15 protein-coding genes and 1 pseudogene are annotated in these 17,981 nt (G+C 72.1%); 6 read left to right on the plus strand and 10 right to left on the minus strand.

Going from position 1 to position 17,981, the window contains the following annotated elements:
• Positions 1 to 181: 181 nt before the first annotated feature.
• The 4 genes and pseudogenes from AKI01S_RS30020 to AKI01S_RS30035 all read right to left on the minus strand — a co-directional run.
• Positions 182 to 686 (minus strand): annotated as a pseudogene (locus tag AKI01S_RS30020) (IS110 family transposase); the annotation flags it as partial.
• An 886-nt stretch (positions 687 to 1,572) separates the two neighbouring features.
• Positions 1,573 to 1,917, minus strand: a complete 345-nt coding sequence (locus AKI01S_RS30025; RefSeq protein ID WP_067825300.1) for a nucleoside triphosphate pyrophosphohydrolase — start codon at positions 1,915 to 1,917, stop codon at positions 1,573 to 1,575.
• 31 nt (positions 1,918 to 1,948) lie between these two features.
• Complete coding sequence (locus tag AKI01S_RS30030; protein WP_067825373.1) at positions 1,949 to 2,839, minus strand: hypothetical protein; 891 nt, start codon at positions 2,837 to 2,839, stop codon at positions 1,949 to 1,951.
• Positions 2,840 to 2,976: 137 nt separating this feature from the next.
• Positions 2,977 to 4,263, minus strand: coding sequence for a citrate synthase (locus tag AKI01S_RS30035; protein ID WP_067825303.1), 1,287 nt, complete (start codon positions 4,261 to 4,263; stop codon positions 2,977 to 2,979).
• 131 nt (positions 4,264 to 4,394) lie between these two features.
• Here AKI01S_RS30035 and AKI01S_RS30040 point away from each other — a divergent pair, with 131 nt between their 5' ends.
• Both AKI01S_RS30040 and AKI01S_RS30045 read left to right on the plus strand, forming a co-directional pair.
• Complete coding sequence (locus AKI01S_RS30040; protein WP_067825306.1) at positions 4,395 to 5,057, plus strand: thiaminase II/PqqC family protein; 663 nt, start codon at positions 4,395 to 4,397, stop codon at positions 5,055 to 5,057.
• Positions 5,058 to 5,171: 114 nt separating this feature from the next.
• Positions 5,172 to 5,957 carry a hypothetical protein gene (locus AKI01S_RS30045; protein ID WP_067825309.1) on the plus strand — a complete coding sequence of 262 codons (786 nt, stop codon included), beginning with the start codon at positions 5,172 to 5,174 and terminating at the stop codon, positions 5,955 to 5,957.
• A gap of 364 nt (positions 5,958 to 6,321) precedes the next feature.
• Here the strand turns inward: AKI01S_RS30045 and AKI01S_RS30050 are convergent, their stop codons facing one another.
• Positions 6,322 to 7,473, minus strand: a complete 1,152-nt coding sequence (locus AKI01S_RS30050; protein ID WP_067825312.1) for a hypothetical protein — start codon at positions 7,471 to 7,473, stop codon at positions 6,322 to 6,324.
• A 453-nt stretch (positions 7,474 to 7,926) separates the two neighbouring features.
• Between AKI01S_RS30050 and AKI01S_RS30055 the strand changes: the two genes are divergently transcribed.
• Together AKI01S_RS30055 and AKI01S_RS30060 are read left to right on the plus strand one after the other, a co-directional pair.
• Complete coding sequence (locus AKI01S_RS30055; protein ID WP_067825315.1) at positions 7,927 to 8,886, plus strand: class II glutamine amidotransferase; 960 nt, start codon at positions 7,927 to 7,929, stop codon at positions 8,884 to 8,886.
• A gap of 162 nt (positions 8,887 to 9,048) precedes the next feature.
• Positions 9,049 to 9,261 (plus strand): helix-turn-helix domain-containing protein, encoded by a 213-nt coding sequence (locus AKI01S_RS30060; RefSeq protein ID WP_067825317.1) that lies wholly within the window; start codon positions 9,049 to 9,051, stop codon positions 9,259 to 9,261.
• Positions 9,262 to 9,300: 39 nt separating this feature from the next.
• Here the strand turns inward: AKI01S_RS30060 and AKI01S_RS30065 are convergent, their stop codons facing one another.
• Together AKI01S_RS30065 and AKI01S_RS30070 are read right to left on the minus strand one after the other, a co-directional pair.
• Positions 9,301 to 10,416: a DUF2786 domain-containing protein gene (locus tag AKI01S_RS30065; RefSeq protein ID WP_157420248.1), complete on the minus strand. Its 1,116-nt coding sequence runs from the start codon at positions 10,414 to 10,416 to the stop codon at positions 9,301 to 9,303.
• 477 nt (positions 10,417 to 10,893) lie between these two features.
• Positions 10,894 to 11,160, minus strand: a complete 267-nt coding sequence (locus AKI01S_RS30070) for a hypothetical protein (protein WP_067825321.1) — start codon at positions 11,158 to 11,160, stop codon at positions 10,894 to 10,896.
• A gap of 250 nt (positions 11,161 to 11,410) precedes the next feature.
• On the opposite strand from AKI01S_RS30070, the gene AKI01S_RS30075 reads away from it, so the two are divergent.
• Positions 11,411 to 12,934: a long-chain-fatty-acid--CoA ligase gene (locus AKI01S_RS30075; RefSeq protein WP_067825323.1), complete on the plus strand. Its 1,524-nt coding sequence runs from the start codon at positions 11,411 to 11,413 to the stop codon at positions 12,932 to 12,934.
• On the opposite strand, the gene AKI01S_RS30080 is transcribed toward AKI01S_RS30075, so the two are convergent.
• The 3 genes from AKI01S_RS30080 to AKI01S_RS30090 are packed head-to-tail and all read right to left on the minus strand — an operon-like array spanning position 12,931 to position 16,220.
• Complete coding sequence (locus AKI01S_RS30080; RefSeq protein WP_067825325.1) at positions 12,931 to 14,025, minus strand: winged helix DNA-binding domain-containing protein; 1,095 nt, start codon at positions 14,023 to 14,025, stop codon at positions 12,931 to 12,933. The two genes, AKI01S_RS30075 and AKI01S_RS30080, sit on opposite strands and share 4 nt — an antisense overlap.
• Positions 14,026 to 14,081: 56 nt before the next feature.
• Positions 14,082 to 15,269 carry a low temperature requirement protein A gene (locus tag AKI01S_RS30085; protein ID WP_067825327.1) on the minus strand — a complete coding sequence of 396 codons (1,188 nt, stop codon included), beginning with the start codon at positions 15,267 to 15,269 and terminating at the stop codon, positions 14,082 to 14,084.
• A 21-nt stretch (positions 15,270 to 15,290) separates the two neighbouring features.
• Positions 15,291 to 16,220 (minus strand): LysR family transcriptional regulator, encoded by a 930-nt coding sequence (locus tag AKI01S_RS30090; protein WP_218009873.1) that lies wholly within the window; start codon positions 16,218 to 16,220, stop codon positions 15,291 to 15,293.
• A gap of 142 nt (positions 16,221 to 16,362) precedes the next feature.
• On the opposite strand from AKI01S_RS30090, the gene AKI01S_RS30095 reads away from it, so the two are divergent.
• On the plus strand, positions 16,363 to 17,790 hold the full coding sequence (locus tag AKI01S_RS30095; protein WP_067825332.1) for an MFS transporter: 1,428 nt from the start codon (positions 16,363 to 16,365) through the stop codon (positions 17,788 to 17,790).
• Positions 17,791 to 17,981: the final 191 nt, after the last annotated feature.

Raw genomic sequence — 17,981 nt, forward strand, 5'->3', positions numbered from 1 at the left:
AGCCCAGGTGCGTCGACTCGGACATGACCCCAGCACGATAGCCATTTCGGGAAAGCAGCGTCTCTGCTTGCGAGCCTGCGAGAACACCTCGCGCAGCGCATCCCAGAACCCCACCGCGCCATCGCCCACGGCGAAGACTGAGGCGCACATGCCGCGCCGCTGGCATTCGCACGACAGGCCGCCCCAGGACTCGTTCCAGCGAGGGACGGACCTGGGGCAGCAGGCCGTGCCGCCGGTTCGAGACCCGGGTGGCCTCGCCAGTGAGGTCGTCATCGAAGCCGGCGATCATCTCCGGCTCGGCGATCGTCCCGTCCTGACCGTCGATCGCAGCGCGTCCGCGATATCGCGCGGGCCGTGTCCACGATGATGAACGCGTCATGGGCGTCGATCTTGGCCTCACCCGGATGGAGGTCGGCGATCCGCCGCATCGTCCGGCCGGGCAGATAGGTGACCGAGCAGCCCATGTCCCGTGCGACCGCCAGCGGCAGGGCCCCGATCGGGGCCGACCGGCCGACCACGACCAGCACCGTTCCGTGCTTGGCCTGCAGCTCGCCGAGCTTGGGCTCGATGTCGGGCAGGCGGTTGTCGAATGCCCTCTTGCCGGCCGGGGTGACGGGGGTGGCGTGGTGTTCGCCCTTGCAGACGTCCAGGCCGAGGAAGACGTCGATGTCGCCGGTGCCGATCACGTGCGGGCCCCTCCCTCACGCTTTCGTCCGGCCTCGCCAGGACCCCGAGCCGTCACCTCCATGTCACGGAGAGATCTTCTGGCTCGGGTGAAGCCGGTGCTCAAGTCCCTCATCAGCGGTCCGTCGCTGCTTTCGGATCCGGTGGCACGATCCCCGGACCATGAACAACAAGGGGGGTGATGTCATGCCGGAGCCGAAGGCTGGAGGCCCCATTGCGGAGCCACGAAAGAGATGAAGGGGGCGCGCCGCGTGCGTTCAGCGCACGCGGCGCACCCTTGAGCGGGGCGCTCTTACGGATCGCGTGCCCTTCGTGCAGGTTGCGCCGTCTCTCCGGGCTGCTGATGAGGGCTGTCCCTCGCATGCTGATCGCGTTGTGGGTACGAGGTTCCGCGCAGGCATGCTGCGCCGTTCGCACACCGAGCGTTGTTCACGCGGAACGGGTGGAACGTGCGGTTTGTGGAAGCTGTGATCCTCGGATGGGTCGCGTCGTTTGTATGGCGTGCGCTGTGTGTACGGGACAAGTCGTTCATGAGTGCCTCCGGGAACGTTCTTGGGATTGCGGCTGATCTGGCGTCGGCGGGGGCTCCGCGCTGACGGGATCGTTGGGGGGCTGGTTCGGTCGAGGGGAGTTGAGCTGCTCGTGTGCGGTGGATGCTTACGCGAGGCGCGCTGTGTAGGCGATCGAACGCTGATGTGATCGGTTTTGAGTGAGGGTGCTGGCGGAGCTGGCCAGAGAGCTATTGGTGCTTCGGCTGGCTCTTGCGTTGGACTGCGCGTGTGCGTCGGATGCTTGTGGGGTGCGGCGCGCATGTGGTGGTACTCGGATGTCTGGGCCGGGCTCGTTTCGTTCGGTGGATGTGCCCCTTGGCGTGTGCTTTGGGGCTCGTTACGGGGTCTGGGTGGGGTGGGGCGGCGGTGTAGGGACTTGTAGGACCATGCGGGCTTGGAAGCCGCCACGTTCGGACGCTTTGGCGGCGCGTAGGGCCTCCAGCTTCTCGGGGGTCAGGTCGTGCAGGGCGGCCAGGGCGTGGAGCACCTCAAGGATGTCGGCCAGTTCGGCGGGGTCGTTCTCCGCCGTGTACTCGGCGACTTCTTCGTGAAGTTTGGCCCGGAGCAATGTCGCGTACTCGTCTTCGGCTGCGACGCGGGCGTCCGGGGTCGCGCCGCTCGCCCGGATGATCTCGGGGATGCGGTCGCGGACGAGTTTCTCGATGTGGCCGGTGGCGCTCATGGGGCATGACGTTAACGCTCCTTTCCGCCTGTCAGGCCGCGACCCGCTCCGGTGAGCAGGCGACCAGTTCGTGCAGGGCCGGTGGCAGCCCCTTCCCGAGCCACTCGTTGAGTGAGCCGGGGAAACGGGTTGGTGGGTCCACGCGCAGCAGGCGCTGATCGAGCGGGGTCAGGCGGATGGGGACGGGGTCGCCGTCCCAGGCCGGGTCTCGCACACCCCAGTGGGCGGCGAGGTCGTTGCCGGTCAGCTCCAGCTGTTCGGGTAGGCGGTGGAGGCCGGGGCGGTTGCAGAGCGGGAGGAGTCGCTGGGCCGTGGTGCGCAGGAGGTTGAGGGCGGCCAGGCCGTGTGCGCAGGCGGCGCCGGCGAGCCGCAGTTCGGGCAGGCCGAACCGGCCCATGCCCCTGGTGGTCAGGGTGACGCAGGCGCAGCCCTCCGCCGTGCCCTCGGCGGTGGCGCACGCGCCGTCGGACGTGTCCTCGCGTTCGGGCGGCAGCCAGACGCCCAGCCAGTCGTCGGCCGGAACGAAGCTGGGGTGCTCGACCGGGCCGGGAAGCACCTGGCCGGTGTCGGCGTCGACCGGCACTCCGTGAACGGCGAGGGCGATCGCGCGGGCCACGGCCCGCGCCACCCGCAGACCGAACGGCCGGTCGGTGGCGGGCAGCACGGCGGTGACCCCGACGTGCCAGCGGGCGGCGTGGGCGCGGTCCGCCAGCCAGCCGGTCCGCGCGCCGGGCTGCAGATCCCAGGGGGACAGGGCCGCCGGATGGGTGGTGATGCCGAGGCGGGTGCTGCCGACCCGGCGCGCCGCCTCGGCGGTGAACGGCCCGGGCAGCGAGGGGATGCCGCTCGGCCGCCGGTCGGCGGCGACGACGAACGTCGCCGTGGTGCCCTCGGGAACGGTGATGGTGACGCTGCCTGACATGGTCGCCTCCATGGGCCGGTGACGCTTTCCGTTGACGCACACCACGGTGCGTGACCGGACCAGGGCGACGGAAGACAGAATCCGATTCTGTGGATAACTCGGTTCGGAAGCCCCGAAAGGGCGGTGCGGTCAGCGCGTCAGCGCGCCGACGGGTCGATGTAGTGGCGCTCGCCCGGACCGACGTAGACCTGCCGCGGACGGCCGATCTTGGTGGCCGGGTCGTTCATCATCTCGCGCCACTGCGCGATCCAGCCGGGCAGGCGGCCCAGCGCGAACAGCACGGTGAACGCGTTGGTCGGGAAGCCGATCGCCCGGTAGATGATGCCGGTGTAGAAGTCGACGTTCGGGTACAGCTTGCGCTCGATGAAGTACTCGTCGTTGAGCGCGACCTCTTCCAGGCGCATCGCCAGGTCCAGCAGCGGGTCGGACTTGCCGAGCGCGTCCAGGACCTTGCTGGTGGCCTTCTTGACCACGGCGGCGCGCGGGTCGTAGTTGCGGTAGACGCGGTGACCGAAACCCATCAGCTTGACGCCGGGCTCCTTGCGCTTGACCCGCTCGACGAACGAGTCCACGTTGTCGCCGCCGGAGTGGATGCGCTCCAGCATCTCCAGCACGGCCTGGTTGGCGCCGCCGTGCAGCGGGCCGAACAGCGCGTCCACGCCCGCCGACACCGAGGAGAACAGGTTGGCCTGGCTGGAGCCGACGAGGCGGACCGTGGAGGTGGAGCAGTTCTGCTCGTGGTCGGCGTGCAGGATGAACAGCATGTCCAGCACGCGCACGATCTCAGGGTCGACCTCGTACGGCTGGGTGGGCAGGCCGAAGGTCATCCGCAGGAAGTTCTCCACGTACCCCAGGGAGTTGTCGGGGTACAGCAGCGGCTGGCCGATCGAGGTCTTGTAGGCGTAGGCGGCGATCGTCGGCAGCTTGGCGATCAGCCGGATGCTGGACTGGTCGACCTGCTCGGGGTCGAACGGGTCCAGGCTGTCCTGGTAGAAGGTCGACAGCGCGCTGACCGCCGAGGACAGCACCGCCATCGGGTGCGCCCGCCGCGGGAAGGCCGAGAAGAACGCCTTGAACTTCTCGTCCAGCAGCGTGTGGTTGCGGACCCGGTCGGTGAACGACGCGAGCTGGTCGGAGGTCGGCAGCTCGCCGTAGATGAGCAGGTAGGCGACCTCCAGGAAGGAGGACTTCTCCGCCAGCTCCTCGATCGGGTAGCCGCGGTAACGCAGGATGCCCGCCTCACCGTCGATATAGGTGATGGCCGAGGTGGTGGAGGCGGTGTTGGTGAAGCCGGGGTCGAGGGTCACATGACCCGTCTCTTTCAGCAGCTTCCCGACACCCAGGCCCGACGGGCCCTCGGTCGCCTGCGTCACTTCGAGGGGCATCCGACCGCCGCCGCCGTGGCTGAGCTCGAAATCCGACATACTCGCTCGCTCCCAACTCCGTCCACAACTGCGTAGACGTTCCGATCCTCATCGTATCCAGGCGATCATGCTGGTTTGATCCCGGGCGTCACCGTTGACGAACGCGCGTTCACGATGCTGCGCTGGGCGACATGGACCCCCACAGCGCACCCGAACTCATCGCACGGGCCCGGGAGGAGATCTCGGTCACGCCGTTCCGCAACCGTTTCCTGGACCTGCTCGACACGGGCCGCATACCGCGCGAACGCCTTGCCTGGTTGGCCGGAGAGGAGTATCGCATCGTCGGCAGCGACCGGCGCAGCTTCGCCCTGCTGGCCTCCCGACAGCCCGGACCGCCCGCCGACGAGCTGTTCCTCGGGCTCGCGCAGGGGGAGGGGCAGGCCCTGGCGCTGCTCCAGGACTTCGCCGCGGCCCTCGGTCTGAGTGAGAAGGATCTCAGAGAGTACGAGCCGCGACCCGCCGCCCAGGCCTATCCCGCCTACCTCGCGCAGCGCGCCGCGTTCGGAACGGCCGCCGAGGTCGCGCTGGCCATGCTCGCCAACCTGGAGGAGTGGGGCGGCTACTGCGCCCGCGCCGCGGAGGCGCTGCGCGCCCACTACGGGATGGACGAGACGGCGGTCGCGTTCTTCCGCTTCTTCGCCGAGTCGCCGCCCGGCTTCGAGGAGCAGGCCACCGCCGTCGTCGCCGCCGGGCTCGCCGCGGGCGAGGACCCGAAGGCCGTCCTGCGCGCCGCCCGACTGCTGCACGCCTACGAGACCGGCTTCTGGGACTGCCTGGTGGAGGGGCTGGGGTAGGTCCGTCAGGCAGACCCGCCACCGGGTTTTCCACAGAACGCGGTTCGCCCTGGCGGGGCGGGGGCGCGGAAGCCGAGGCTGGCGGAAACGCCCCGGCGACAACGAGGAGCAGCCATGCCCGCCACCGCCAAGTCCACCGCCAAGCCCACCGCCCTGAACGCCCGCGACCTCGCCGCCGAGCTCGGCCTCACCTCCTGGCAGCTGCGCCTGGCCAGGGCGGACGGGATGATCCCCAAGGCCGATCTCGACGGCCGCTGGTCGCCCGAACTCGTCCGCTCCTGCGCCGAACGGGTCCCCGACGTGCTCGCCGCGTACGGCGATCGACCCCCGATCGGCGCGGTCCGCGCCGCCGCCCTGCTGTCAACCCGCGCCGGTATCGACGTGGAACGCGCCGACGTGGAGACGCTGGTCACGCGCGGCGTTCTCCAAGTGATCGGGAACTACCGGGGCAAGCCCCTCTATCTACGGCACGATCTGGAGGAACTGGACGACGCGACGGTCGTGGAGGTGGTCACGGCCCGCAAGGGAGTGCTGCACGACACCGTCGACGGGCACGGGGCGGCCCGCGTGCTCGGCTGGCCGAAAGCGGTCTTCGATCTGATCGCCGCACGGAGTGGCCTGACCGCCGACCAGCTCGGCCGCTACCCCCTGGACAGGGTCCGGGCCCTGGCCGCCGACCCCGAACTGTCCGAGCAGGCCCGCCAGAAGGCGCACGCCGCCGCGCTGGCCAAGGCGCGCAGAGACGAGAACCGTCACGAGGAGACCCTTCGCGACTGGCTCCAACGCTGCGCCGCCTACCTGGATCGGGTCACCGAACGACCACCCGACGCGACCCAGGTCGCCCGAACCCTGCGCGCCTTGACCACCGCGAGACGACAGGCCGCCGAGCCACCACCCTGACCGTCGGGCTGGCCGCTGCCCTGGCCGCCGACCCTGATCGCTGGCCCAGGCGAGGCCGCCGGAGAGGAGGCGCATCTTGATCGGCGGGTTCGGCCCGGGTGACATGGGTTGGTTTGTCTGTGCGAGTGGGGCGTCGGGGCGGCGGTGTGCCCGGACAGGCGCCCTGGCTGACCTGCCCGGTCTCCCAGGCCGTCTTCAGATCCCTCCGATCCGATGATCGCGCTTGGACTGAAGACGGCCTCTCAGGGGTGCGGTCACCGGGCCACGGTTGTCGTGGAGGTGAGGCGCTGGTTTTGAACGGGTTGTCGGGACGGACGTGGTCGATCGGCTTGCCGGGTCCCGGCTCGGCGGGGGAGCGGCTTGGTCAGGGGCGTTTGGGGCGTCGCTTCCTGGAGCGGCCGGCTTCGACCGCGGCGAGGAGCCGGTCGCGGGCCTCTCCCCGGGACATCGCGGGCACTCGTTCGGGCAGGTCGATGGTCAGGCCGGGAGGTGTGCGGACCAGGCCTTCGTCGTCCACCGCGACCCGAGCTCCGGGCCAGTCGCCCAGGAGGACCGCCGACAGGCCCTCGGGATGGCGGTCGAGCATCCTGAGGACGCGTTCGGCCTCGGTCTCGATGTCGGCCACCAGCAGCAGGCGGCGGGTGGAGGAACCGTGCCCGTCGCGGCGGGCGGCCAGCTCGGTCTCCAGGTAGGCCAGCGCGGCGTCGAGGTTGCCGGGGATGAACAACTCCTCGGCGGTCTCGTCGAGCCACTCGTCCTCGGCGAGCCCGAACAGGGCGGTCGCGTCCGGGCGCGGCACCACCACCAGCGCGGTGTCCCGGCACTCCTCCAGCGCGGTCAGCGCCATCACCCGCGCGGTGTCGGCGGCCCCCGGGCCGGTCAGCCCCAGCACCGGAACGGCGAACGGGTCGATGCTCGGCCGATAGGTGAACTGAACGGTCTGCTCCGGGCCCTCGGCGCTGACGGCGGGGGCCGGCGACGCCGCGCCCGCCGCGGCGTAGATCCGGCGGCGCAACGGGTAGGCGATGCCCGCGGCAGCCGGGATCAGCAGCCCGAGCAGCAGCAACGGCTGCAACGCGTTCGCCTCGTCGTCCCCGCCGCCCGCGCGGGGCCTGACCGGCGGGGGCGCGGCGGTGTCGGACGGGCGCGTGGTCGGTGTCGGACTGCTCACCCTGGGAGAGGGGGACTTCACCCGTGGAGCGGGCTTCGCGGGAGTCGCGACGGGTGTGCGCCGGACGGCGCGCGGGGCGCGGTCCGGGGGCGTCCGGCGGTTCGGCCTGCGTTCGACGGCGCGGGGACGCTTGATCCGTTTCGACGGCCCGTACATCACCCGCCACGCCTCCTCGCACATGCGCGCGGTGTACCGGTCCTCGAACGCGGCGGCCCGGCGGCACACGGCCGGGATCTCCTCGCGCGGATTCGGCCGCGCCGCGACGGCCGCCCCCGCCGTGGTGCTCGCCTGCGCCGGAACGGCCGTGACCAGCAGGGACGTGCCGAGCACGGCCGGAGCCAGCACGGCCGGAGCGAGAGCGCGGACTCCGGCCGCGGACACGCAGCCCAGCGCGCCGCACGCGCATCGCCAGGCCGCACCCGCGAGCCTGCGGTCTGCCAGGAAACGGTTCATCTATCGCCTCGGGGGATCGCGGTGGGCACCGTCAGGACGACGATCGTAGTCAATCCGGCTACGGAGCGTCGCGGATTGCTCACAGTAGATCGTTCGCGGTGCCCGCGAAAGCCCGCCGGGCTTCCCGGTGGAACCCCGGACAGAAGTGGCAACGGTTTGTAAAATGATGGTCACCCGCAGTGAGTACGCCGAACGTGGGGCTTGCATTCCGGCGACCGCTCGGGATTTCGGACGTGTTCCCCGTGGGGGAGCGTCCGGGGCACCGGCTCATCCCGCGTATCCGGGCCGGAGAGAACACGGCACTACGGACGAGTGAGAGGTGACGGGATGTGCCGACTGTTCGGTATGAGCACCGGCGGACCGCGCGCCACGGCCGCGTACTGGCTGCTGGACGCTCCACAGAGCCTGCGGGCGCAGAGCCACCGCATGTCGCACGGGGCCGGGCTCGGCTGGTTCTCGTTGGGGAACGAACCGGTCCGCGACCGCGCTCCGCTGGCGGCGTTCCAGAGCACCGACTTCGCCCTGCACGCGCGCAACGTGGTGTCGCACACCTTCGTCGGGCACGTGCGCGACGCCTCGGTGGGCGGGCTGACCGTGCACAACTGCCATCCGTTCGTCATGAACGACCGGTTGTTCGCCCACAACGGCGTGGTCAAGGGCTGGGACACGCTGCGCTCCTGGCTGACCGACGTCGAGCGGGCGCACGTGGCGGGGGAGACCGACTCGGAGCTGGTCTTCGCCTACATCTCGGCGGAGATCCGTAGACGCGGCGACACCACGAAGGGGATCATCGAGGCGGTCGGGCGCATCGGCGCCGAACTCCCGCTGTTCTCGCTGAACCTGATCATCGCGGAGGCGGGGCGGCTCTGGGCGCTGCGCTACCCCGACTCCAACGAGCTGTGGGTGCTGTCGCCCGGCACCGGGGAGCCGGGCGGCGCTCCCGGCGGGCCGGGCCGTGCCCCGGGGCCGTCGGGAACGGCTCCGGCGGTGGTGGTCGCCAGCGAACCCATGGACGGGGACCCCGGTTGGAGGCTCATGACCCCCGGTGAGCTATTGATAGTGGAGGGGCTGGCGGAGACGTCGCTGACCCCGTTCGACCCGCCCCGCCATCCGCTGCGGCGGTCGGACCTGACCGCGCGCGAGGCCGCCTCCCAGGACCTCGGCGCGGGTGCGCTGCCGGAGGGGATCACCTTCGGGGAGACCGCTCCCCTCGGGTCGGTCACGGTGGGGAACGACCCCGCCGCGGAGCCGTCCTCGACGGGCGGGATCGCCGATGGTGTCGCGGAGCCGTCTGTCCAGTGTTGACACGCCCCGAGCCACGAAAAAGACCGGCTGTGGCCGATCTCGTGGCGTTTCCAGTGGTATCGACAGGAAATTTGCGGGGAATGTGTACGTTGGGTAGATCAACAGCGTCGTGAGCTGCGGGGTCGTTCGCAGCCCGGCGTACCGCACCATCAGGAGGTACACGTGACTCGCACTCTGGCGAGGGGCACCCGCGTCACAGGGGCCGAACGCACCCAGCTGGCGGCCGAACTGGCACCGCGCTACGCGGCCGGGGAGAGCATCCGCGACCTGGCCGCCGAGACCGGTCGCTCCTACGGCTTCATCTACAACGTGCTGAAGGAGGCGGGCGTCACCCTCCGCGGCCGCGGCGGCAACACGCGCAAGAAGAAGGGCTGACGCGGTGTCCCCCTTGCCCCCCAGGGGGGCGCCGACAGCCTAGGGACGGCCGGACGTCTCCGTGACAGCGGCGCGTCCGCCGAGGTCGGCCAGGTCTGCTGCCGCCCGCCCGGCCAACCATCCCTCATAGTTGGAAACCGAGCCCGTCCGGCCCCGAGACAGATTCGGGAACATCTCGTCAACGGCCCGCCGGACGGCACGGTCACGCTCGACCAGCACGGGAAGCAGATCCTTCCCGGCGGTCTCCGCGGCCACCCGGTCCACCGTCTCCCGCAGCCGCTCCCCGACACGCGTCGCGTACGCGTTGAGGAAGGCGTGGCGGAACGACCGGGTGCGTGACCTGCCCCGCGCGTCGCGTCGAGGCCCCGCGTGCACCATCTCCGCGGTCGCCTGCACCAGCAGCGAGGTGAACAACACCTCCACCGCGGCCAGGTCCGCCGGGAACCCCAGCACCGTGGAGAACCCCAGCTCGCGGTGCCACACCGCCCGGCAGCGGTTGGCCTCGGCCACCACCGTCAGCAGCACGGCCTTGGGAGCGTCGTAGGGGCTGTCGACGGCCACGCGCCGCCCGGCCGGGGCCAGTCCCGGGCCGTCGCCCGCGCCCAGCAGGGCCTGGTCGATGCTGTAGCGGGCCATCAGCTCCTGGGCCCGCGCGCTGAGCGCCTCGGCCTCCTCGGGGAACTCGGTCGACTCCGCCTTGGCCAGCAGCGCCCGGACCCGGCCCAGTATCCGCTGGTCCACCTCGTGCTCTCCCGCGCCGCTGAGCGGCCCGGCCCCGGCCCCACCGGGCCGCGGCCCGAGGTGCGGAAGCCGGGGGAGCGCGACCAGCAGCCGCAGCAACTCCACGGCGCACGCGTCGAGAACGTCCGGGGCGACGCCCTCGCGTTCGCACCAGGCGCGCGCGTGGTCGCCGTCCCCGTCCCACCACACCCGCGCGTCGAGCGCGGAAAGCTGATCACGCCACCGGCGGTCGAACGTCTCGGCGGGGTAGGCGCGGACCTCGGCGGCGACGGCGTCCACCAGCAGCCGCCGGTGCCGTGCGCTGAGCCTGCGGCCGGCGTAGTGGACCAGGTCGGCGGGTTGCCAGCCGCGCTCCCAGACGACTGTGACCGCCCGGCTCAACCGCCCCAACTCCCGGCCCCCGCCCGCCGTCACATCCGCCTCCGTCGTCCCACGAGCCCCGGCGGTTCCAGGGCCCTGAGCATCCTGTCACGCGCCACCGACAAACATGCCGAACGACGAACATCCGCTGACCGGATCGCATGTGGTGGCGGTGTCTGGGGGATGAGGAAGGCTTCGGCGGGGTGGGGCTGGAGTCGTGTCGTGCTCGATCGCTTGTGGCCGCCGACCGGATCCCGGCTCTCTGGGGGCGACACGGTCCGGGGAGCGCCGAGCCGGGCCGGTCGCCGTCGGCGCGGGTCATGCCCTCAACGCGTCGCGGCGCCGACGAAGTGGTCGGCGCCCCGGAAACCCACACGCGCGATGTTATGAACTTGTTTCATTATTCATAATGACACCGGCGGTCATTGGTCCACTGGCGCTTGCGATATCGCCGATTTTTCTCAGTGCCATTGATGCTTATGTCGTCATTGGCGCTTGCGGCGGTCGTCCGCGCGGTCTCGGAGGCGTCGATCAGGGCTGGGCTTCGCCGCGGAGTTCCTCGTTCAGGACGCTGCGGTAGGCGCGGGTCGTGTCGGGGACGTAGGTGAGGCGGGCCAGGGCTTTGCCCCGGTCGTCGCGGATCTCGAAGTGGTAGCCCTCGCTGGAGTCGCCGATGCGGGCGGCGGCCTGGTCGTGCCGCAGGCGGCATACCGTGTCGACCTTTTCCAAGGCGAGCCTGAGGCTTCCGGCGTCGCTGATGAGCCGGGCAGGTTCGCTCGTCTCCCAGATCTCGAACATGGTCGCGTCCCGTCGGCGGTTCGTTTCTCGGCGAATCGGATTCGGTTGCTTTGCGCGGTCTTTCGGACGTTCCTGGACAGCATGCGGCCGAACGGCGCTCCTTTCAAGCGCCATAGATTTCGGAAAGATCACTTTTCGGAGTCGGTCGCCTTCGCGGGGTCATCCGGGAGGGGGCGTGCCCTTCCGCCGGTGCCGCGGCGTGGGTAGGGTCACATGCCTGATACCGAATGGCATTCGGAAAGGGGTCGCTGTGGGCTACCGGGTCGTCTCGATCGTCCGTGACCACGCGCGGGAACGCGGCGCGGAGCCCGCTCTCACCGGCGACGGCCGCACCGTCAGCTACGCCGAGCTCGACGAGCGGTCCAGCCGGGTCGCGCAGGCGTTGCGGGCCGCCGGGCTCGGGCACGGATCGCGGGTCGGGTACGTCGGCAAGAACGCCCCCGAGTACTTCGAGGTGCTGTTCGGGGCGGCGAAGATCGGGGCGGTCGTCGCCCCCGTGAACTGGCGGTTGACCCCCGCCGAGATCGCCGCCGTGGTCGCCGACGCCGGAGCCCCGGTGACGGTCGTGGACGCCGGGTTCGCCGCCCTCGCCCCCGATCTTCCCGGACAGATCGTCCTCACCGGCGACGACTACGAGAAGTGGCTCGCCGGTCATCCCGCCGAGGACCCCGGTTTCGTCGGTGAGCCCGACGACATCGTCGTGCAGCTCTCCACCTCCGGCACCACGGGCGTCCCCAAGGGCGTGCAGCTCAGCAACGTCAACTTCTCCGTCGGGGAACGCATGGCGGCCCGCTGGCGGCTGGACGCCACCTCCGTCAGCCTCGTCCCGATGCCCCTGTTCCACATCGGCGGCACGGGCTGGGCGCTGGCCGGACTGTACGCGGGGTGCCGCCAGGTCCTGGTCCGCGACATCGACCCGGCCGCGCTGGTGGACCTCTTCGAACGCGAGCGCGTCACCAACGCGTTCGTCGTTCCGGCGGTGCTGCGGTCCATGTGCGAGGTGCCCGGCGCGGCCGGACGCGACTACTCGGCGCTGCGCGCCATCACCTACGGCGCCTCGCCGATCACGACCGGCGTGCTGCGGCGGGCGCTGGAGACGTTCCGGGCCCCGCTGTTCCAGCTGTACGGGATGACCGAGACGACCGGCGCGATCGTCCAGCTCGACCCCGAGGACCACGACCCGGACGGGCCGCGCGGGCACCTGATGCGTTCGGCGGGCCGCCCCTACGACTGGGTGGAGGTCCGGATCGCCGACCCCGCGACCGGGGAGGAGCGCGCGCCCGGCGAGGTCGGGGAGGTCCTGGTCCGCTCCGACCAGAACACCCCCGGCTACCGGGGACGGCCGCAGGAGACCGCCCGGCTGCTGGCCGGGGACGGCTGGCTGCGCACCGGGGACGCCGGATACCTCGACCGCGAGGGCTACCTGTTCCTCACCGACCGGATCAAGGACATGATCGTGACGGGCGCGGAGAACGTCTACCCGATCGAGGTCGAGGAGGTCCTCGCGTCCCACCCCGACATCGCCGACGTCGCCGTCATCGGCGTGCCCGACGAGCGCTGGGGCGAGACCGTCAAGGCCGTCGTGGTGCGCCGCCCCGGGTCCGCGCTCACCGAGGAGGAGGTGCTGGAGTACGCCCGGGAACGCCTGGCCGGGTTCAAGCGCCCCCGCTCGGCCGACTTCGTGGACGCCCTGCCCCGCAACCCCAGCGGCAAGATCCTCAAGAAGGACCTGCGCGCCCCCTACTGGGAGGGCGCGGGCCGCGCGATCGGCTAGTCCCCGACGACCACGCCGTGCTCGGCGGCGTCCGGCTCGGCGAACCGCAGCAGCGCCTCGCCCTCGGCCGTCAGCGCCGCCACCGCGTCGCCGCCCAGCGGCGCGAACGGCCGCAGCCGCAGCGTGGCGGCCTTGCGCCTGCGTTCGGTCTCCCACAGCCCGGCCACGAACCCGTCCCACAGGAACGTGGCGCGGACTCGCAGGTTCCTGGTGGTCAGGGCGGGCCGGTGGGCGTCGGCGACGATCCGGGAACGGTCGGCGTGCGCCAGCACCAGACTGTCGAACTCCGGCAGCAGCCGCGCCGGGGCGGGCGTGTCCGGGTCCGGGCGCGGCGCGTCCGGCAGGTCGAACAGCTCCCGGCCGTTCTCGTCGCGGAACGTCCGGAGCGCGGGCCGCAGCCGTTCGAACACCTCGCCCAGGCCGCGCAGCCCCGACCAGGTCTGCGCGTCGGCGACCGACGCGGGCCCGAACGCCGCCAGGTACCGCAGCACCAGCCCGTCGGGCTCGGCCCCGGGGCGCAGCGCCACGCCCGTCCACTCCTCGGCCAGGGTGAACTCCGCCGTGCGCGGGAAGCCCCACCGGTCCCGCGTCGGCACCATCGCCAGCGGCAGGAGCATCCGCACCGCGAACCCCAGCGCCCGCTCGTTGACGTCGGGGAACCTCTCCTGGAGCAGGTCCCGCAGCTCGGTGAAGGTGCGGGGCCGCTCGGCCAGCAGTTCCCGCGCGACCGGCGGCACCCGGTCGGTGTCCAGCCCGGCGGCGCGGTCGCCCAGCACCTTCAGGCCCGCGTCCAGCACCGGTTGCAGCGGGCGGCGGAAGGCCGCGTAGTCCCCGGTGGCCAGCAGGTGCAGGGTGCCGCGCATCGCCGTCGCCCGCACGATCGCGCGGTCGTGCAGCGCGGCGAGCAGGTCGGCGGCGGCGAAGCCCTCGACCCGTGACCACAGCCCGAGGAACGGCGGCCTGGGCTCCTGCGCCTGCATCCCGCCCAGCCGCTCGACCGCCGGGACGACGCCCACCCGTTCCCGTGCCAGCAGCATCTGCCGCGCCAGCGTGGCGCGGTTGAGGTCGCGAAGGGTGAGCGCGTCCGCCATGGTCCGACCGCCTTACGTCCGAAGGTAGCGGTGACCCTACCGAGTGGCGGGGACGGTCAGGCGCGACGGCCGAGGCGGCCGAGGCGGGTGTTGTGGGCCAGGACGCTGAGGCCGATCAGGGCGGCCATCAGCGCCCCGATGACCGGGACGGGCCAGGGGGTCAGGCCGGCGGCGACCGCCAGCAGCCCGACCAGCGGCATCGTCCAGCTGAACGGGGCGTCCGCGCCGTGCGGGCGGACCAGCAGCAGCCAGGTCGTCAGCAGGTACAGGAACACCGGGACGCCCAGAGCGAGTCCGGCGACGGCGGTGGAGACGTGCGCGTGGTGGGCGGAGCGGGCGGCGTTGACGGCGATCCCGGCGCCGACCGCCGCGCCCGACGCGAAGATCACGTAGTGGCCGTAGCCCCACAGGACGGCCGTGCGCCTGCCCTCCAGCAGGCCCGCCGAGGACATCGAGAAGTACACCCACCACAGGGCGAACACGGTGACCAGCCCGCCCGCCGCGACCGGCCACAGGCCGGCGGAGTGCGCGCCGGCCAGCCCCTCGCGGACGGTGTTGGTGGACGACAGCACCACCTCGCCCAGCACGATGATGGTCAGCAGCCCGTACCGCTCGGTGATGTGGTGCGGGTGCCAGGGCATCCTTCCGGCGGACTCGGCCCACGGCGGGACCGCCAGCTCGCAGGCGGCCGCGAGCAGCCACGTCGCCAGCATCCACCCCTTCGGCACCACGAAGATCGCCAACGCCCACAGCGCCATGCAGCCGAGGTCGCCCGCCACGAAGCGCAGCATCGTGGGACGCGCCCGGGCGTCGCTCGCTGCGCGCAGCCGCTGGGAGTCCAGGCCGATGCGCATCACCAGGTAACCGGCGAACACCACCCGGAAGTCGCGGTCCTCGAACGCCTGCGGCACGCCTGCCGCCAGGATCAGCGCCCCGGCCATCACCACCATCGTGGCGAGCCGGTAGGGGGTGTCGTCGGTGTCGAACGCGGAGGCGAACCAGGTGAAGTTCATCCACGCCCACCAGATCGCGAAGAAGATCAGCAGGAAGCTCAGGATCCCGCCGCCGAGATGCCCCTCGGCCAGCGAGTGCTCCAGCCGGGCGGCGTTCGCGCCGATCGCCACCACGAAGCACAGGTCGAAGAACAGCTCCAGCGGGGTCGCGACCCGGTGCGCCTCCCGCGGGTCGCGCGGGCGCATCCGCAGCCGCCACGGGCGCGGGCCCGCCTCGACATGATCACTCATGTGCGCATCGTACGGATGTGATCACAGCAGGTCGCGATCCGGGGGTTCCCCGGCGACCTCGGCGACGGTCTCCCGGACCAGCCCGCGCAGCCAGGCGTGCGCGGCGTCGGCGTCGTAGCGGGCGTGCCAGGCCAGCGACATCCGCAACGGCGGCAGCTCCAGCGGGATCGGCGCGGTGACCAGGCCGAACCGTTCCACCAGCCGGCGGTGCGTCCGCTCGGCGGCGAAACCGACCAGGCCGGTCTCCACGACCAGCAGCAGGGACGTCACCACGTTCGACACCGAGCCGACCAGGCGGCGTGACCGCCCCTGCCCGGCCAGCAGCTCGTCCACCGGGCCGCTCAGCCGCCCGCGCCGCGTCGAGACCAGCTGCGCGGCGGCGGCCCACTCCTCCAGGGTGAACCCGCCGCGCGCCAGGGGGTGGTCCGGCCGCACGACCGTCACGAACCGGTCCTCCAGCAGCGGTTCCACCCGCGTCTCGGGGCTCCGCTCGCCGATCACCCCGATCTCCAGGTCCACGGTGTCGCGGCGCAGCGCCCCGGTGTCGCGCGGCCCCTCGCCGAGGAACCGCAGCCGCAGCCCCGGCGCCTCGCGCGCGACGCGTCGCAGCAGCGGGCCGCCGAGCACCGCGACGACGCCCTCGTCGGCCTGGAACGTGAAGTCGCCGCTGAGGGTCCCCGGGTCCAGGTCGTCGCCGGCCGTGAACACCGCCCGTGCGCGCTGCACGAGCTCGTGCACCTCGGCACGTAGCGCCAACGCGCGGGGCGTCGGCACCATTCCCCGGCCCGAACGCACCAGCACCGGGTCGCCCAGCGCCCGGCGGATCCGGCCGAGCGTGCGGCTCATCGCGGGCTCCGACAGGTGGAGCCGCTCGGCCGCCCCGGTGACGCTGCCCTCCTCCAGCAGCGCGTCCAGGGCCACGAGCAGGTTCAGGTCCATCTTGGATTGCACGAAACGCATTCCTCACGTGCGAAAGATGCATTTGAAAGCAGGTCACGGCCACCCTACGTTGAGGACGCGGAGGCGACGCGCGCGGCCCGGATCCCGCCTCCGCCCCTTCCTTCTCCTCTCACCGAGTTCGAGGTGTGACCTCATGACGACTTCCGCCGTGCCCGTCGCCGCGCCCGTTCCGGGTCGCGAGCGGCGCCGGGCCATGACCCTCCTGATGTCGGCCTGCGTGGTGCTGGTGGTGGGGATGGTCGCCGCCGTCAACCTGGCCGTCCCCAAACTGGCGGCCGGGGACCTGCGCCCGTCGCGGACCGAGCTGCTGTGGGCGGTGGACGCCTACGTGCTGGTGTTCGGCTGCCTGCTCATCCCCGCCGGGGCGCTCGGCGACCGGTTCGGCCGCAAGGGGACGCTGCTGGCCGGGCTGGCGCTGTTCGCCGCCGGATGCCTGCTGACGGCCGCCGCCCCGACCGTGCCGGTGCTGCTGACCGGACGGCTGGTCACCGGCGCGGCGGCGGCCCTGATCATGCCCGCGACGCTGTCGCTGCTGCTCCAGGGCACCGAGCCCGCCGCCCGCCCGCAGGCCATCGCCGCCTGGACGGCCGCCACCGGCGTCGCCGGGGCCGTCGGCAACCTCACCGGGGGAGCGGTGCTGCAGTGGCTGCCCTGGCAGGCCCTGTTCCTGCTGGGCGTGCCCGCCGCCCTGCTGCTGGCGGCCCTGGTGGCGCGGCTGGCCCCGCGCGGCGAGCGGCACCCCGCCGACCTGGACCTGCCGGGCGCGGCGCTGCTCACCCTGGCGCTGTTCGCACTGCTGTTCGGGATCATCGAGGGGCCCGAACGCGGCTGGGCCTCGCCGCTGGTGCTGGGCGCGTTCGGCGGCGCGGCGCTGCTGCTGGCCGCGTTCACCGCGCACGCCCTGCGCGCCGCGCACCCGCTGCTGGACCCGCGGATCTTCGCCGACGGCGGGCTGCGCGCCGGGGTGCTGGGCGTGGGCGCCGCGTTCTTCGGGCTGTTCGCGCTGTTCTTCGTGAACGCCCAGTTCCTCCAGTACGTCAAGGGCTACTCGCCGCTGGTCACCGGCATCGCGATCGGTCCGCTGGTGATCGGGATGCTGGTGGTGTCCAGGCGGAGCGTGGGGTGGGCCGCGCGGATCGGGCGGCGCGCGGTCGTGGCGCTGGGCCTGGTGAGCCTGGCGGCCGGGCTGGGGCTGCTGTCGACGGCCGGCGCCGCCACCCCGTACCCGCTGTACGCGCTGTTCCTGACGATCATGGCGGCCGGCATGGGCCTGTGCGTGCCCTCGCTGTCGGTCGGGGTGATGGCGGCGCTGCCGCCCTCGCGCGCCGGTCTCGGCTCGGGCCTCAACAGCGCGGCCCGCGAGCTGGGCAGCGCCCTCGGCGTCGCCGCCATCGGCACGGTGCTCAGCGCCCGGCTGGGGACCGGGCACGCCGTGTCCGGCGGGCGGGCGTTCGCCGACGCGACGGCGGTCGGCTTCCGGGCGGTGGCGCTGGTGGTCCTCGTGCTGGCCGTCGTGGTGGTCGCCGGTCTGCGAGAGCGCACAAACAGTCACGCCGAGTGACCGAAGATCCGGGCGACCGCTCCCGGTCAGAGAATTGTTTTCCCGGATTCACGGCCCGGTCACTCACGGTCCGGAGGCCGAGCCGTGAGTGACCATCCGGTCAGCTAGCAGCGGGAAGATCCTTCGGCGGAGGGCGGGGCGGGGCGCCGGAAGGGAGGTCGGGGGCGTCTGCTCGGCCAGATGCACGTGCA

The sequence above is a fragment of the Actinomadura kijaniata NBRC 14229 genome (assembly GCF_001552175.1).
Taxonomy (GTDB): Bacteria; Actinomycetota; Actinomycetes; order Streptosporangiales; family Streptosporangiaceae; genus Spirillospora; species Spirillospora kijaniata.